12 protein-coding genes are annotated in these 14,650 nt (G+C 72.5%); 5 read left to right on the top strand and 7 right to left on the bottom strand.

All coding sequences use genetic code 11. The features are described from left to right. The first annotated feature begins 50 nt into the window (after positions 1-50). Positions 51-806 carry a cytidylyltransferase domain-containing protein gene (locus ACFYUV_RS15695; RefSeq protein WP_387669171.1) on the top strand — a complete coding sequence of 252 codons (756 nt, stop codon included), beginning with the start codon at positions 51-53 and terminating at the stop codon, positions 804-806. Next, on the top strand, positions 803-1,777 hold the full coding sequence (locus ACFYUV_RS15690) for a PseG/SpsG family protein (RefSeq protein ID WP_387669170.1): 975 nt from the start codon (positions 803-805) through the stop codon (positions 1,775-1,777). The genes ACFYUV_RS15695 and ACFYUV_RS15690 overlap by 4 nt, the downstream gene beginning before the upstream one ends. Here the strand turns inward: ACFYUV_RS15690 and pseI are convergent. Both pseI and ACFYUV_RS15680 read right to left on the bottom strand, forming a co-directional pair. Further along, positions 1,770-2,813, bottom strand: a complete 1,044-nt coding sequence (pseI, locus tag ACFYUV_RS15685) for a pseudaminic acid synthase (RefSeq protein WP_387669168.1) — start codon at positions 2,811-2,813, stop codon at positions 1,770-1,772. The genes ACFYUV_RS15690 and pseI overlap by 8 nt on opposite strands. Beyond that, positions 2,810-3,319 (bottom strand): GNAT family N-acetyltransferase, encoded by a 510-nt coding sequence (locus ACFYUV_RS15680; RefSeq protein ID WP_387669167.1) that lies wholly within the window; start codon positions 3,317-3,319, stop codon positions 2,810-2,812. Before ACFYUV_RS15680 ends, pseI begins: the two co-directional genes overlap by 4 nt. Before the next feature lie 139 nt (positions 3,320-3,458). Between ACFYUV_RS15680 and ACFYUV_RS15675 the strand changes: the two genes are divergently transcribed. Genes ACFYUV_RS15675 through ACFYUV_RS15665 form a run of 3 tightly spaced genes read left to right on the top strand, consistent with a single transcriptional unit; the run spans position 3,459 to position 6,875 of the window. After that, positions 3,459-4,916, top strand: a complete 1,458-nt coding sequence (locus ACFYUV_RS15675) for a glycosyltransferase family 2 protein (RefSeq protein WP_387669166.1) — start codon at positions 3,459-3,461, stop codon at positions 4,914-4,916. 48 nt (positions 4,917-4,964) lie between these two features. Then, on the top strand, positions 4,965-5,822 hold the full coding sequence (locus ACFYUV_RS15670) for a CDP-alcohol phosphatidyltransferase family protein (RefSeq protein WP_358282254.1): 858 nt from the start codon (positions 4,965-4,967) through the stop codon (positions 5,820-5,822). A 21-nt stretch (positions 5,823-5,843) separates the two neighbouring features. Then, the gene (locus ACFYUV_RS15665; protein ID WP_387669164.1) at positions 5,844-6,875 is read left to right on the top strand and encodes a sulfotransferase family protein; all 1,032 of its coding nucleotides are present in this window, start codon (positions 5,844-5,846) and stop codon (positions 6,873-6,875) included. Here ACFYUV_RS15665 and ACFYUV_RS15660 read toward each other — a convergent pair. The 5 genes from ACFYUV_RS15660 to ACFYUV_RS15640 form a co-directional block, all read right to left on the bottom strand. Continuing rightward, on the bottom strand, positions 6,872-7,933 hold the full coding sequence (locus ACFYUV_RS15660) for a glycosyltransferase (protein WP_387669163.1): 1,062 nt from the start codon (positions 7,931-7,933) through the stop codon (positions 6,872-6,874). The two genes, ACFYUV_RS15665 and ACFYUV_RS15660, sit on opposite strands and share 4 nt — an antisense overlap. Next, the gene (locus ACFYUV_RS15655) at positions 7,930-10,563 is read right to left on the bottom strand and encodes a CDP-glycerol glycerophosphotransferase family protein (protein ID WP_387669162.1); all 2,634 of its coding nucleotides are present in this window, start codon (positions 10,561-10,563) and stop codon (positions 7,930-7,932) included. The genes ACFYUV_RS15660 and ACFYUV_RS15655 overlap by 4 nt, the downstream gene beginning before the upstream one ends. 89 nt (positions 10,564-10,652) lie before the next feature. Further along, positions 10,653-11,354, bottom strand: a complete 702-nt coding sequence (locus ACFYUV_RS15650; protein ID WP_387669160.1) for an SRPBCC family protein — start codon at positions 11,352-11,354, stop codon at positions 10,653-10,655. Positions 11,355-11,429: 75 nt separating this feature from the next. Continuing rightward, the gene (locus tag ACFYUV_RS15645; RefSeq protein ID WP_387669158.1) at positions 11,430-12,284 is read right to left on the bottom strand and encodes an FAD binding domain-containing protein; all 855 of its coding nucleotides are present in this window, start codon (positions 12,282-12,284) and stop codon (positions 11,430-11,432) included. Beyond that, positions 12,281-14,626 (bottom strand): xanthine dehydrogenase family protein molybdopterin-binding subunit, encoded by a 2,346-nt coding sequence (locus ACFYUV_RS15640; protein ID WP_387669278.1) that lies wholly within the window; start codon positions 14,624-14,626, stop codon positions 12,281-12,283. Before ACFYUV_RS15640 ends, ACFYUV_RS15645 begins: the two co-directional genes overlap by 4 nt. Positions 14,627-14,650: the final 24 nt, after the last annotated feature.

Here is a 14,650-nt window from a genome sequence, read left to right as displayed (position 1 = left end):
CTGTGGTCGTTGGAGCAGGCCGGTAGCATAGCGCGATCGATCAACCACGTATGGTCACACGGGGGAATGTGGTTTTGATGCGTATTGTCGGAATCATCCAGGCTCGGATGGGCTCCACTCGGCTGCCCGGGAAGGTGCTGCGCGACCTCGGGGGGCGGTCCGTCCTGGGCTGGGTCGTGCGCGCCGCGCGCGAGTCGCGGGCGCTCGACGACCTCGTGGTGGCCACGACGACGCAGGCCGCCGACGACGCGGTGGCGGCCGAGTGCGACCGGCTCGGCGTGGCCTGCCATCGCGGGCCCGTCGACGACGTGCTCACCCGGTTCGTGCAGGCGCTGGCCGGCCGCGAGGCGGAGGCGGTGATGCGGTTCACGGCCGACTGCCCGCTGCTCGACCCCGTCGTGATCAGGGAGGCGGCGCTGGTCTTCCGCGCGGTCCCGGGCCTCGACTACCTCAGCACGAGCCTGGCCAGGACGCTGCCGCGCGGGCTCGACGTGGAGATCGTCGGCCGGGCGGCCCTGGAGCGCGCCGACGCCGAGGCCACCGGTTTCCACCGCACCCACGTGACCTCTCACGTCTACGCGCACCCGGGCGAGTCGCGGCTGCTCGGCCTCGCCCACCAGCCCGCGGCCGACGACCTGCGGGTCACCCTCGACACCGAGGACGACTGGCGGCTCATCGCCCGCGTGGTGGAGGAGCTGGGCGACGCCTGCGTCCCGGTGCGCACGCTGGTGAGCTGGCTGCGGGCCCGGCCCGAGGTCTGCGAGCTCAACGCCCACGTGCGCCAGAAGGAGCTGCAGGACGCATGAGCGGGCGGGTGGGCGTGCGCTGCGACGCCGCGGCGGGGAGCGGGGCCGGACATCTGGTGCGGTGCGTGGCGCTGGCCGAGGAGCTGTGCGCGCGGGGCGTCGAGGTGGTCTTCCTCGGCGCGGTCTCCGGTTCGGAATGGGCCATGGACCAGCTCAGGAGCCGTGGCCTGCCGCTGGTGGCGGCCCCCGGGCGGCCCGACCGGCTCGCCGCGCTGGCGTGCGAGCTGCGGCTCGACGCCGTGGTGCTGGACTCCTACGAGCTGCCCGAGGGCACCGGCGGGGCGCTGCGGGCGGCGGGCTTCCCGGTGCTGGCGATCGTCGACGGCGACCCGCTGGGCCAGGAGGCCGACCTCTACCTCGACCAGAACCTGGGCGCCGAGGACCGGCCCTTCCCGCTGCCGCGCGACTCCTGGCGGCTCGCCGGCACCCGGTACGCGCTGCTGCGCGACAGCGTCCGGGGGCGGCGCAGGGTGCGGCAGCCGGGGCCGGTGCCGCGGGTGTTGTGCTTCTTCGGCGGCACCGACAGCGCGGGCGTGGCCCCCGCCTGGGCGGAGGCGCTGGCCTGCACGGGCGTGCCGTTCCAGGCCACGCTGGTCAGCCCGGAGCCGTTCGAGGCGGGCGAGGGCATCACCGTCATCCCGCCCACCGACCGCCTGCCCGAGCTGATGGCGGCCGCCGACCTCGTGGTCACCGCCGCCGGGTCGGCCATCTGGGAGCTGCTGCACCTCGGCGTGCCCACGGCGCTGAGCTGGGTGGCCGACAACCAGCTCGCCGGCTACCGGGCGCTGGTGGGCCGGGGGGTGGCCGCCGGGCTGGGCCGGGCGGCCGACGCCGAGGCCGTCGGCGTGCTCGCCCGGCTGCTCGCCGACCCCGCGCTGCGGGAGGAGCACGGCAGGCGGGGCGGCGGGCTGGTCGACGGCAAGGGCAGGGAACGCGTCGCCGACGCCTTCCTCGACCTGTGGGTCAGATGAGGTCCCAGGTCAGCGGCGTGCCGAGGGGCGCGTCGCGGGTGAAGCGGCGGCCGGTCACCTCGTCGATGGCGTCGGGGGGCAGGCCGCCGGCGGGGCGGATCGACCGGACGTTCTCCCTGGTCACCGCCTCGCCCGCGCGAACGTCGCGCACCACGTGGAGCGAGCGGCGGAAACGCAGGCCCTCGCGCTCGGACTCGCGCGGCCCGAGCACCGGCCGGCCCAGCGACTGCCACGCGCGCTCGCTCTCCTCCACCAGCGCCGCCAGCTCGGGCGGCTCCAGCGAGAAGGCCGCGTCGACGCCGCCGTCGGCCCGCGACAACGTCACGTGCTTCTCGATCAGGCACGCGCCCAGCGCGACCGCCGCCAGGGCGGCCCCGATGCCGGGAGTGTGGTCGGAGACGCCGACCTCGGCGCCGGTGAGGGCGGCCAGCAGCGGCAGCGAGCGCAGGTTGCTCTCGGCGGGGGAGGCGGGGTAGGAGGCGGTGCAGGACAGCACGGCGAGCTGCGTGCAGCCCGCCTCGCGGGCCGCCGTCACCGCCGCCTCGATCTCGCCCGCCGTGGCCATGCCGGTGGAGATGACCAGCGGCTTGCCGGTGGAGGCGGCCAGCCTGATCAGCGGCAGGTCGACGATCTCCGACGACGCGATCTTGTACGCCGGCGTGTCGAGCTTCTCCAGCAGCTCCACGGCCGTGGGGTCGAAGGGCGCGGAGAAGGCCAGCAGGCCGTGCTCGCGGGCCCGCTCGAAGATCGGCTCGTGCCACTCCCAGGGGGTGTGGGCGCGTTCGTACAGCCGGTAGAGGTTCTCGCCGCCCCACAGCGCGTGCCCGTCGCCCACGCGGAAGGCGGGGCCGTCGGCGTCGACGGTGATCGTGTCGGGCCGGTAGGTCTGCAGCTTCAGCGCGTGCGCCCCGCCGGCCGCCGCCGCGTCGACGATGGCGAGGGCCCGCTCCAGGCTGCCGTTGTGGTTGCCGGACATCTCGGCGATCACGAACGGCGGCCGGTCGGCCCCGATCGTCCGCCCTCCGATGGACATCATCCTTGCTCCTCCTTGGTCAGCTGGACGGCGACGACCTCGCGCGGCACCCCGTCGACCGGCATCCGGTAGGTCGCGACCTCGGCGAACCCGAAGCGCCTGTGCAGCCGCCGTACCGACTCGTTGTCGGCCAGCACCTCGCCGCGCAGGGTCGTCAGCCCGAGCGGGCCGAACGCGTGGTCGATGGCGGCCCGCTCCAGGCCCACCCACGCCCTCAGCACCGCGCCGGACCGTTCGAGGCCGTCGAGGTCGAGGTAGAAGCCCCAGTAGGCGCTGTCGCCGCCGAGCTCCGAGTACGTCACGACCCCCGCGCCGGTTCCGGCGTGGTCGTAGATCAGCACCTGCCTGGTCGCGTCCGCGCGGACGGCGGCCCACCAGCGGGCGTGCTCGTCCTCGGAGATCTCGTGGCCGGTGAAGCTGGCGGCGCGCACTTTCGGATGGTTGCGCCAGTGGCGCATAACGGGCAGATCATCGTCCCGGACGCGTCTCAGCACCGCTCCCCCTACCATTCGTGCTCGACTCATTGCACAACGTAGCGGATTCGGTGCCGGGTAAAGAGCTCATCAGGGACGGGCATCGAACGCGGAACAGGCGAGGCGGCCACGGCATGCTGCCCTCGACCGCCTTCCACGAAAGCCAAGGAGCGTCATGATCCCCCTGCTCAGTGTCGTCGTCCCGGTCCACAACGTGGAGCCGTACCTGACGGAGTGCCTGAAATCGCTGGCCGCCCAGACCATGGAGGACTTCGAGGTCATCATGGTCGACGACGGCTCGATCGACGGCAGCCGGCGGCTGGCCGACGACTTCGTGGCCCGAGATCCCCGCTTCACGCTGATCGAGCAGCAGAACCTGGGGCCGGGGCCGGCCCGGAACGAGGGCGTCAGGCGGGCCAGGGGCACCTACCTGGCCTTCGCCGACAGCGACGACGTCGTGCCGCCGCACGCGTACGAGGTGCTGATCGCCAAGCTCGGGGAGACCGGCTCCGACCTGGCGTGCGGCGCGGTCAGGCGCATGGTGGACGGCGTGCTGGAGGAGTCGATCCTGCACGAGCGCGTCTTCCGGCGGCCCGTGCTGTGCACCCACATCACCGACAAGAAGGTGCTGGTCAGGGACCGTACGGTGTGGAACAAGGTCTACCGCGCCGACTTCTGGCGGCGGCACGGCCTGCGCTTCCCCGCCGGCATCTACGAGGACGTGCCGGTCGCCATGCAGGCCCACGTCCTGGCCACCAGCGTGGACATGGTGAACGACGTCGTCTACCACTGGCGCCGGCGCGACGAGGGGGAGACCTCGATCACGCAACGCCGCTCGCAGCTGCCCAACCTGCACGAGCGCCTGACCGCCATCCGCGCCGTGCGCGCCTTCCTGGACGACGGCGCGCCGGAGCTGCTGCCCGAGTTCGACGCCCTGGTGCTGGAGAAGGACATCGTCTTCCTGTTCCAGGCGCTGGAGTCGGCGCGGGAGGCGGGCGAGGACCTGGTGCCGCTGCTGGGGCTGGCCGACGCCTGGCTGGACGAGCTGAGTCCCCGCGCGCTGGCCGGCGCGCCCTCGCTGCGCCGCCTGGAGCTGCACCTCGTCCGGCGCGGCATGATCGACGAGCTGCGCGCGGTCCGCGACTTCCGGCGCAGCCGCGTGGACGGCACCCGCGTGCGCCCCCGCGGCTTCCGCACCGTCAACTGGTACGGCGACTACCCCTACTTCCGGCGGCGACGGCGGCTCGGCATCCCCGACGACGTCTACGACGCCCGCGACGAGCTCAAGCTGATCGCCAGGGTGGACGACTGCTCCTGGACGGGCGCCGCGTACCGCCTGCGCGGCGAGGTGGCCATCCACCGGGTCGAGCGCAAGGTGGGCAAGGTCAACGTGTGGCTGAGCGACGGCCGCCGCCGGGTGCCCCTGGAGGTCCGGCGCACCGGGCGCCACGGCGTGGTGGCCGACATCGACCCCAGGGCGCTCGAAGGCGGCGGCCCGACCTGGCGGCTCCTGGTCAAGGCCGAGACCCGCGGGCTGGTGCTCAAGGGCTCGTTCCGGGACGGAGACGCGCACGGTGCGTGGCGGTTTTCCCTGCAGGGTTGGTCAAGAAGCGGCATGGACATGCCCCAGTAGTTCCAGACAGTAATCGTCAGACGGCGTTCCGTAGCCATGCTGGGATCCATGAGGACCTATTCGCTGGATGACGTCTACGAGACACGCAAGCGGAGAGACTCCTGGTGGACCGTGTATTTCGTGGATCCGGTCGCCTGCCGGGTCGCCCTTCCCGTCGCCAACCGCACCCGGATCACGCCCAACGGGCTCACGGTGTTCTCGCTGGTCCTCGGCATGGTGTCAGCCGCCTGCTTCGCGCTGGACCAGCTCGTCGCCGGCGCCCTGATGTTCTACCTGAGCTTCACCATCGACTGCGTGGACGGCAAGATAGCCCGGCTCAAGGGCACGGGGACGCCCTTCGGCCTCTGGCTGGACTACGTGGGGGACCGGGTCAGGGTCGTCCTGTGCGCCGGGGGGCTGGCGTACGGGCAGTACGTCCTGACGGACGATGTCCGCTACGTGGTGCTCGGCGCGGCGGTGGCCGTGCTCGACCTGTTCAGGTACGTCAACGCCCCGCAGATGAAGCGGGTGCGCGAGGCGGTCAGGGAGGAGCGGGGCGAGCCGGAGCTGCCCGGCGAGGACACCGTCCCGCTGGAGTGTGCGCCCGCGGACCTCGACCTGCACCTGCTCGTGGAGCGCGGTCCGCGCCCCGGCGGCCGCAGGCGGCGGCTGCCTTCCTTCTTCAGGCGCCTCAACAGGTTCCTGGCCAGGCACCGGGTGCGGTCGCACCTGATCAGCGGCATCGAGTTCCACGCCGCGGTCTTCGTGGTGGCCCCGCTCGCGGGGGCGTGGGCGCTGATCCCGCTCGCCATGGCCGCCGGCGTCCTGCTCCTGGCCAACGAGATCTTCCTTGTCTACCGGATGTGGCTCTTCACGCGCAGGCACAGCGTGCCCTCCCAGGAGAGCCGAGAGCACGTTCTCGTCTAAGTTTTCGGGGGTTAGTACGAAATGTCCGACCGGCCAGTCTTCGTCATTGGATGCCCGCGGTCCGGCACCACGATGCTCCAGCTCATGCTCCACTCGCACCCGCGCATGGCGGTGCCGCCGGAGACGCGCTTCCTCGTTCCCGCTTATTACCGGCGCCGCACATGGGGCGACCTGCGGGTCCCCCAGCGGCGCAAGGCACTGGCGCAGTGGATCGCGACCGACCGCAGCACGAAGTTCCGCGAGCTCAAGATCGACAAGGACGAGTTCATCCGGCAGGCCGTGGAGGGGCCGGGCTCGCTCGGCTCGGTCATCGGCACCGCCTTCCGCATGTACGCCGACCGCTTCGACAAGGCCCGCTGGGGCGACAAGAGGCCCAGCTACGTCAAGCAGACCGACCTGCTGCTGCGCCTCTTCCCCGACGCCCAGTTCATCCACCTGATCAGGGACGGCCGCGACTGCGTGGCCTCGCTGAAGGAGATGCCCTGGTACACGCTGGACTCCTTCCACGCGATCTCCACCTGGGCCGAGGCCATCGACGCCGGCGAGCGGCTGCGGCGCACGCTGCCCGACGACACCTACTACGAGCTGCGCTACGAAGACCTCACCGACGACCCGATGACCGAGATGAAGAAGCTCTGCCACTTCCTGGAGGAGGACTTCGCGCCGTCGATGATCTCCCCCCGCGAGGCCGCCGTCCAGGCCGTCCCGCAGCACAAGGTCTGGCACAGCAACACCCACCGCGAGGTCACCCGCAGCCGGGTCGGGAGCTGGGCCAACCGCCTGGACGACTGGGAGATCGCGCTCTGCGAGCAGGTCCTCGGCGAGCGCCTCCAGGCCAACGGCTACGAGCTGACCGGCGCGCCCAGGCCGGCCAAGGAGCACCTGACGGCCTGCCAGAAGACCATGCAGAAGCGCAAGGCCAGCCGGTCGCGCAAGGCCATGCGCGACCGCTTCAACCGGCTGCGCGAGCCCAGCCCGGTCGGCGCGCTGCTCACCTCCACGCAGAAGACGCTGGCCGGCATCCCGCAGCAGCGTCCCGAGGTGACCGTCTAGCGCTGGATGTGCGCGAACAGCCGCTCCCAGCGGTCCAGCACGTGGTCGAGGCGGAACGCCTCGGCCCGTGCCCGGGCGGCGGCCCCCAGCCGCCGCCGCTCCGGCGCCGATCCCATCAGCGCGGCCAGCTCGGCGGCGAACGCGTCCACGTCCCCCGGCGGCACCCGTACCGGGCCCGCCGAGCGCACGCCGCCCGACACGTCGAAGGCCACCGACGGCACCCCGTGGGCGCACGCCTCCAGCAGCACGACCGGCAGGCCCTCGTGCTCGCTGGTCAGCGCCACCAGCGAGGCGTTCAGGTACTCCTCCCGCATCCGGTGAGCGGGCACCAGGCCGCGGAAGACCACCCGGTCCGCGACGCCCTCCCGGGCCGCGTGCGCCCGCAGCCGCTCGCGTTCCGCGCCGTCGCCGATCAGATGCAGCTCCCAGGACGGCGGCGGCTCGGCGCGGGCGAACGCGCTGATCAGCCGGTCGAACCGCTTGACGCCCTCCAGCCGCCCCACGCCCAGCACCCGCGGCACGTCCAGCGCCGACGTCTCCCGCGGCCAGGCGCCCAGCGGGTTGGGCAGCGTCCAGGCGTTGGGCAGCAGGGCGTGCTCGGAGAAGGCCCAGGCGTCGTCGTCGCTGAGGAAGAGCGCCTGGTCGAGGTCGGGGTAGTGCTTCTTGATCGAGGCCAGGTGCCAGCAGTCGCGGGCGTGGTCGTAGGAGCCGTGGTACTGGCCGATCGAGCGGAACCCGGCGGGCAGCAGCCCTGACAGCCTGGTCACCACCGACGGCGACGTCAGCACCGCGTACCCGGGGCGCACGCCGCGCAGCAGCTCCTTCACCCTGCGGTCGGCCAGCCGCCTGGCCAGCGGGCCCTGCTCGCCGAGCGGGCCGCCCACGACGTGCTGCCGGTAGAGCGGCCGGTCCACGTAGCGGAAGGGCGCGGCGGCGCGGTGCAGGCCGACGACGTGCACCTCGTGGCCGCGTTCGGCCAGGCCCTGGGCCAGGGTGTGGGTGACCCGCTGGACGCCGCCGAGCGTGTCGGCGTCCAGGCAGGCGAAGACGACGGTCATCGCGCGCGCCCTTCGAAGAAGTCGTCCACGATGCGGGCGGAGGCGTCGCCGTGCTCGTCGGCGCACCACAGGGCGCGGAAGGCGGCGTACTTGGCGGCGAAGGCGGCGTGCACCTCGGGCAGGTTCCGCAGCACGTCCACCAGCTCCGCCGTGGTCGTCACGCACGGGCCAGGGGCGATGGCGGGCAGGTCGTGGTAGACGCCGCGCTCGGAGAGCCGGTAGTCGTCCCAGTCGTCGATGAGGAACACCATCGGCCGGCCGGTCAGCGCGTAGTCGCACATCACGGACGAGTAGTCGGTCAGCAGCGCGTCGGAGGCCAGCATCAGGTCGTTGATCTCCGGATAGGACGCGGCCGGCCGCACGAAGTGCCTGAGCCGCTCGGGCGGGTCGTACTTCTCGACCGGATGCGTGCGCAGCACCACCACCCACTCGCCGGCCAGCTCCGCGGCCATGAGGTCCAGGTCGGCGCGTACCGAACGGCCGCTCGTCCTGTCCCGGTCGCGGTAGGTGGGCGCGTAGAGCAGGACCTTGCGCCCCGGCGGGATCTCCAGCCGGGCCCGCACGTCGCCGGCCGCCTCCGCCCGCACCAGCGCGTCGCAGCGCGGGGTGCCGCACCGGTAGACCTTGCCGTCGTAGCCGTTGGAGGGCAGGAACACCCGCGAGAACTCGGCGCTCGGCGAGACCAGCGCGTCCCACCGGGCGACGGCGGCCCGCCACTGCTCGCGCGGCCGGTCGAAGTCGCCGCGCAGGTCGGGCGCGTCGAAGCCGATCGACTTGATGCCCTGCCCGTGCCAGGTCTGCAGGTAGCGGGTGCCGGGCGGCTTGGGGTAGTCCAGCGGGAAGCCGTGGCTGTCCACCCAGATCCCGGCGCGGGCCATCGTCCACAGGTAGCGCCAGCTTCCCCGGCGGACCAGCCGCACGTCGGCGGGGAAGTTCTTGCGGCCCTTGGCGACCGACCAGACCGCCTCGATCGGCAGGCCGCGCCGCCGCACCTCCTCGTAGATGGCGCGGGGGCTGCCGTTGTAGCCCTTGCCGACGTCCGACTCGAACAGGGCGAGGTCGTCGCGCCGCGGCACCACCCTGATCAGCAGCTTGTACGCGCGCAGCTTGGCGCGCGGCGTGTTGAGCTTCCTGAGCAGCAGCCGCCGCGCCCGCCGCAGCGCCGAGCGGGTGCGCGAGTGCGTGCGCACGCACAGGTAGGCGGCGTAACCCTCGGCCTTCACCGTGCAGGCGGGCAGCTCGATCGGCTCCAGGTTGGGGTCCACGATCAGCCGGTCGGTGGTGACGTGGCCGTCGGAGCGGCGCCGGAAGCCGATGCGCGGGTCGCTCCTGCCGCAGGGCGCGAAGACGACCTCGCTGACGTAGCCGCCGTCGCCCGAGGGGACCGGCCGGATCGGCACCCGTTCCCGGCCCGCCTCCAGGAAGGCGTCCCACTCGGCCGGCAGCACGCCGAACGGGTCGTAGGTGCGCACGGTCATCCGCACCCGCTCGCCGTTCGTGGCCAGGCCGGTCACCTCGTGCCGCAGCCGGGAGTCGGTGTAGGGCAGCTCGGCCAGGCGCAGCGCGGTGATGTCCAGCCCGGGCGCGGCCGTGGTTCCCCAGTACGTGCGCCCGTCCACCTGCACGGCCGCCCGCGGCGCGGCCCGGGGGCCGGTCAGCGAGCCGGCCGCCACGCGCAGGTCCTCGATCCGGTCGTCCAGGATGAGCCGGCAGCAGACCCGGTCCATCGGCTCGATCCGGTCGAACACCGCGCCGGGGATCTCCTCCAGGTACGGCCGCACGACCGAGGCGAACTCCTTGACCCACACCAGGTCGCGCGCGGGCAGCGGGTTGAGGTAGACCCGCAGGTCCTGTCGCAGGAACCGGTACTGCCGGTGCGGCACCAGGTCCTGCGCGCCGTAGCCGCGCAGGATGTCGTCGCTCAGCCGCGCCGCGATCACCCGCTGCCGCACGTTGTCCATCTCGTCGATGCTCAGGGAGATCGACTCGTTCGAGCTCGCCCGGTGCCAGTGGTAGACCACCCACGGCACGATCGCGAACCGGCGGGCCAGCGCGTACAGCTCGGTGGCGAAGACGTGGTCCTCGTAGTGGATGTCCTCGGGAAAGCGCAGCACGTTGTCGCGCAGCCAGGCGACGTCGTAGAGCTTGTTGGTGCTGAAGGAGTCGAGGAAGAGCTCGGGCTCCGCGCGGATGCCCTCGACCACCCGCCGCCGGGCGAACAACGACGGATAGTACGGGCGCAGCCGTCCGTCCCGCTCGAACAGCCGGGAGATCTGCCCCGACACGAAGTCGGCGCCGGTGCGCTCGATCTCGGTGAGCAGGCTCTTGCACGCGTGCCTGGGCAGCTCGTCGTCGCTGTCGAGGAACATGGCGTACGGCGCCCTGGCCGCGTCGATGCCGTCGTTGCGCGGGGCTCCGCAGCCGCCGCTGTTGCTCTGCCTGCGCAGGTAGCGCACCCGCGGGTCCTCGGCCATGAGCCGCGCGGCCACCTCGGGCGTGCCGTCGGTGCTCGCGTCGTCGGAGATGATCACTTCCAGGTCGCGCAACGTCTGCCGCAACACCGAACGCACGGCCCTGGGCAGGCGGGCCGCGTCGTTGTACGAGATCACGACGACGCTGCAGTCCGGCATGCCCATGTCCCCCCAGAAATGACCTGCGGGAATGGCACTTCCCCCTGATAGCGGGAAGTGACCGGACTTTATGTGGTTTTTGCTGAAAATCAGCGCATAAGGCGACGAACCACCCAGATGAGGATCGTGAGCGCCAGCAGGCCGCCCGCGATCGGCGCGAGCCGCCTGAGCAGCGGCTGTCCGGCGATCTCCATCAGGTCGAGCGCCTCCTCGTCGGGCGTGCGCGAGGTCCGCAGCGTGCCCGCGGGCCGCACGTCCGGCTCGGGGACGGTCACCGTGCTCAGGTGCCGCTCCTCCTCCTGAGGCTGCTCCTGCTCCTGGGGTGCGACCGGCTCCACCATGGGCTCGGAGAGGAGCTGGGCCAGGTTGCCGGCGAACCTGTCGATCAGCTTGGCCCCGACCTCGGCCATGACCCCGCGCCCGAACTGCGCCGGCCGCCCGGTCACGTTGAACGTCGTCTCCACGGCCACCGACGTGCCTCCCTCGGCCGGCGTCATGCGCGCCCTGACCGTGGCCGAGGCCGTGCCGGAGCCCCGGGCCTCCTTGCCCGACGCCTGGATGGCCAGCGTGTGGGAATCCTTGTCGACGTCCTCGAACCTGGCCGAGCCCCGGTAGGTGACGGTGATCGGGCCGACCTTGACCTTCATCCGGCCGGTGAACTCGTCGCCCTCGAAGATGTCGAGCGTCGCCCCGGGCAGGCACGGCGCGACCCGTTCGACGTCGAGCAGCACCGCCCACGCCTGCTCGACCGGAACCGGGACAGTGAACTCGTGCTCGAACCGCATCGCCATCGATCCGCTCCTTCCGAGGTTGGTTGCGACACTACGTCGGGGCGGGGGCGCCCGGAAGAGGCGCCCCCGCCTCACTCAGGGGGTCCCGGCGGCCGTGCGCACTGCCCGATGGGTCAGCACCCGGGCCAGGTGACGGCGGTAGTCGGGCTGGGCGTGCAGGTCGGCGGGGGGCGAGGTGCCCTCCGCCGCCTCCTCGCACGCCTGCCGCACCCGGTCGCCGAGCTCGACGCCGCGCAACGCGGCCTCGGTCGCGCGGGCGCGCACCGGGGTCGGGCCCATGTTCGTCAGCGCGACCCTGGCCTCGGCGATCGAGCCGTTGGCACGCCTGACCGCGGCCGCCACGCCGACGATCGCCCACGACTGCGCGGTCCGGTGGAACTTCTCGTAGTGGAAGCCCCAGCCCTCGCCCAGCTTCGGCACCTTCACGCCGACCAGGATCTCCCCGGCGCGCAGCGACGTCTCCAGGTAGTCGACGAAGAACTCGGCGGCCGGGATCTCCCGTTCGCCCCGCGCCGACGCGGCCACGATCACGCCGTCCAGCGCCAGCACCACGGCCGGCAGGTCACCGGCCGGGTCGGCGTGCGCCAGCGAGCCGCCGAACGTGCCCCGGTGCCTGATCGCGGGGTCGGCCACCCTGGCCGTGGCCAGTGCCACCAGCGGGGCGCCGGCGTTCACCACCGGCGACCGCATGACCTCGTCGTGCGTGGCCAGCGCGCCGATGAAGACGTGGTCGCCCCGGTCGTGCACGCCGTTCAGGCCGGGCAGCCGCCCGATGTCCACCAGCTTGGACGGATACGCCAGCCGCAACCGCAACAACGGCAGCAACGACTGCCCGCCGGCCAGCGCCTTGGCGTCCTCGTCGGCGGCGAGCTCCGCGCAGGCCGCCGAGAGCGAGTCGGGACGCACGTAGTCGAACGGTGCGGGGATCATCGCCGCGCTCCTTCCAGCGCTCGCCAGACACGCTCGGGCGTGCACGGCATCCGGATGTCGCCGACGCCGTAGGGCCGCAGCGCGTCCACGATCGCGTTCACCACCGCCGGGGTGGAGGCGATCGTGCCCGCCTCGCCGACGCCCTTGACGCCCAGCGGGTTGCCGGTCGCGGGGGTCTCGGTGCGGTCCGTCGTGAACGACGGCAGGTCCGCCGCCGACGGCAGCAGGTAGTCGGCCATGGTCGCGGTCAGCAGGTTGCCCTCGGAGTCGTGGACGGCCTCCTCGAACAGCGCCTGCGCCACGCCCTGCGCGATGCCGCCGTGCACCTGGCCCTCGACGATCAGCGGGTTGACCACCTTGCCGACGTCGTCCACGGCCACGTACGAGCGGATCCTGGTCATGCCCGTCTCGGTGTCCACCTCCATCGCGCACAGGTGCGTGCCGTGCGGGAAGGAGTAGTTGTCCGGGTCGAAGGTGGCGTCGGAGTCCAGCCGCGCCTCCACGCCGTCGGGCAGGTCGTGCGCCTGGAACGCGGCGTAGGCCAGCTCCTGGATCGTCCGGCCCGACCCGGTGCCGCGCACCTTGAACACGCCGCCGTCGAACTCCAGGTCGTCGGGCGAGCACTCCAGCATGTGGGCGGCCAGCTTCCTGGCCTTCTCCCTGACCTTCTCGCACGCCTGGAGCACGGCGATGCCGCCCACGACCAGCGAGCGCGAGCCGTAGGTGTCCATGCCCTTGTGCGCGACGGCCGTGTCGCCGTGCAGCACCCGTACGTCCTCGAACGGCACGCCCAGCGCGTCGGCCACGATCTGGCTCCACGCCGTCACGTGCCCCTGGCCGTGCGGGGACGTGCCGGTGATGACCTCGACCTTGCCCGTCGGCAGCATGCGCACCGAGCCGTGCTCCCAGCCGCCCGCCCCGAACCTGGCCGCCCCGAGCAGCCTCGACGGCGCCAGCCCGCACATCTCCGTGTACGTGCTGACCCCGATCCCGAGCTGCACCGGATCGCCCCGGTCCCGCCGGTCGGCCTGCTCGGCCCGCAGCTTGTCGTAGCCGAACAGCGACAGCGCCCGCTCCGTGGCCGCCTCGTAGTTGCCCGAGTCGTAGGTCAGCCCCGAGATCGTCGTGTACGGGAACTCCTCGTGCCTGATCCAGTTGCGCCGGCGCACCTCCAGCGGGTCCAGGCCCAGCTCGGCGGCGAGCTCGTCCATCGTCCGCTCGATGCCGAACGTCGCCTCGGGACGGCCCGCGCCCCGGTAGGCGTCCGTCGGCATCTTGGTGGTGAACACGCCCCGGCAGCCGAACTCGTAGGCGTCCATCTTGTAGATCGCGTTGAACATGGACGCCCCGAGCAGCGGCACCCCCGGCGTCACCAGCATCAGGTACGCGCCCATGTCGGCCAGCAGGTCGACCTGGAGCCCCCGGATGCGCCCGTCGGCGTCGGCCGCGAGCCGGATGTGCTGGAGCTGGTCGCGGCCGTGGTGCACGGTCAGGTTGCCCTCGGAGCGGGACTCCGTCCACTTGACCGGCCGGCCCAGCCGGCGCGCCATCAGCAGGCAGAGCACCTCCTCGGCGGTGACCTGCAACTTCGAGCCGAAGCCGCCGCCCACGTCGGGGGCGATCACCCGCAGGTCGTGCTCGGGGATGCCGGTCACCACCGCGAGCATGACGCGCAGGATGTGCGGGATCTGGGTGGAGGTCCACATCGTGAACGAGTCGCCGTCGGTGTCCACCAGCACCGCCCGCGGCTCCATGGCCGTCGGGATGAGCCGCTGCTGCACGTACGTCCGGTCGATGACGACGGCGGCGCCCTCGAACGCCGCGTCGACGTCACCCGAGGTGATCTTCATGGAGAACGCCTGGTTGCCCGCCTCGTGCACCTTCGGGCTGTCCGGCGACAGCGCCTCGGTCATGTCGAGCACCGCGGGCAGCGGCTCGTAGTCGACCTCGATGGCCTCCAGCGCGTCGGCCGCCCGGTACCGGTCGGTCGCGACCACGCAGGCCACGGCCTCGCCGACGTACCGGACCTCGGAGGTGGCCATCGGCGGGTGGTCGGGGATGACGACGTCGTCGGTCACCGGCCACGCGCACGGCAGGCTGCCCTGCTCGGCGGCGAAGTCCTGGCCGCTGAACGCGGCCACCACGCCGGGCAGGCCGCGGGCCGCCGACACGTCCACCCGGACGATCCGGGCGTGGGCCATCGGGCTGCGCAGGAACATCACGTGCAGCGTGCCGGGCCTGGAGAGGTTGTCCGTCCAGCGCGTCCGCCCCGTCAGCAGCCGGGCGTCCTCCTTGCGCCGGCGCGGCCGGCCCACCTCGTGCACGCCGGCCGGCTCGTTGATCTGGCCGCTGCCGGCGATCTGCCC

The organism is Nonomuraea sp. NPDC003560 (assembly GCF_042878785.1).
Classification (GTDB): domain Bacteria; phylum Actinomycetota; class Actinomycetes; order Streptosporangiales; family Streptosporangiaceae; genus Nonomuraea.
Note: the sequence above shows the minus strand (reverse complement) of the source record. Positions and strands in the feature narration are given on the sequence as shown.

Excerpts from the sequence above, each read along its gene's own strand:
- ACFYUV_RS15695 (WP_387669171.1), top strand. The coding sequence starts at position 51 with ATGGTCACACGGGGGAATGTGGTTTTGATGCGTATTGTCGGAATCATC.
- ACFYUV_RS15690 (WP_387669170.1), top strand. The coding sequence starts at position 803 with ATGAGCGGGCGGGTGGGCGTGCGCTGCGACGCCGCGGCGGGGAGCGGG.
- pseI (WP_387669168.1), bottom strand. The coding sequence starts at position 2,813 with ATGATGTCCATCGGAGGGCGGACGATCGGGGCCGACCGGCCGCCGTTC.
- ACFYUV_RS15680 (WP_387669167.1), bottom strand. The coding sequence starts at position 3,319 with ATGGTAGGGGGAGCGGTGCTGAGACGCGTCCGGGACGATGATCTGCCC.
- ACFYUV_RS15675 (WP_387669166.1), top strand. The coding sequence starts at position 3,459 with ATGATCCCCCTGCTCAGTGTCGTCGTCCCGGTCCACAACGTGGAGCCG.
- ACFYUV_RS15670 (WP_358282254.1), top strand. The coding sequence starts at position 4,965 with ATGAGGACCTATTCGCTGGATGACGTCTACGAGACACGCAAGCGGAGA.
- ACFYUV_RS15665 (WP_387669164.1), top strand. The coding sequence starts at position 5,844 with ATGTCCGACCGGCCAGTCTTCGTCATTGGATGCCCGCGGTCCGGCACC.
- ACFYUV_RS15660 (WP_387669163.1), bottom strand. The coding sequence starts at position 7,933 with ATGACCGTCGTCTTCGCCTGCCTGGACGCCGACACGCTCGGCGGCGTC.
- ACFYUV_RS15655 (WP_387669162.1), bottom strand. The coding sequence starts at position 10,563 with ATGCCGGACTGCAGCGTCGTCGTGATCTCGTACAACGACGCGGCCCGC.
- ACFYUV_RS15650 (WP_387669160.1), bottom strand. The coding sequence starts at position 11,354 with ATGGCGATGCGGTTCGAGCACGAGTTCACTGTCCCGGTTCCGGTCGAG.
- ACFYUV_RS15645 (WP_387669158.1), bottom strand. The coding sequence starts at position 12,284 with ATGATCCCCGCACCGTTCGACTACGTGCGTCCCGACTCGCTCTCGGCG.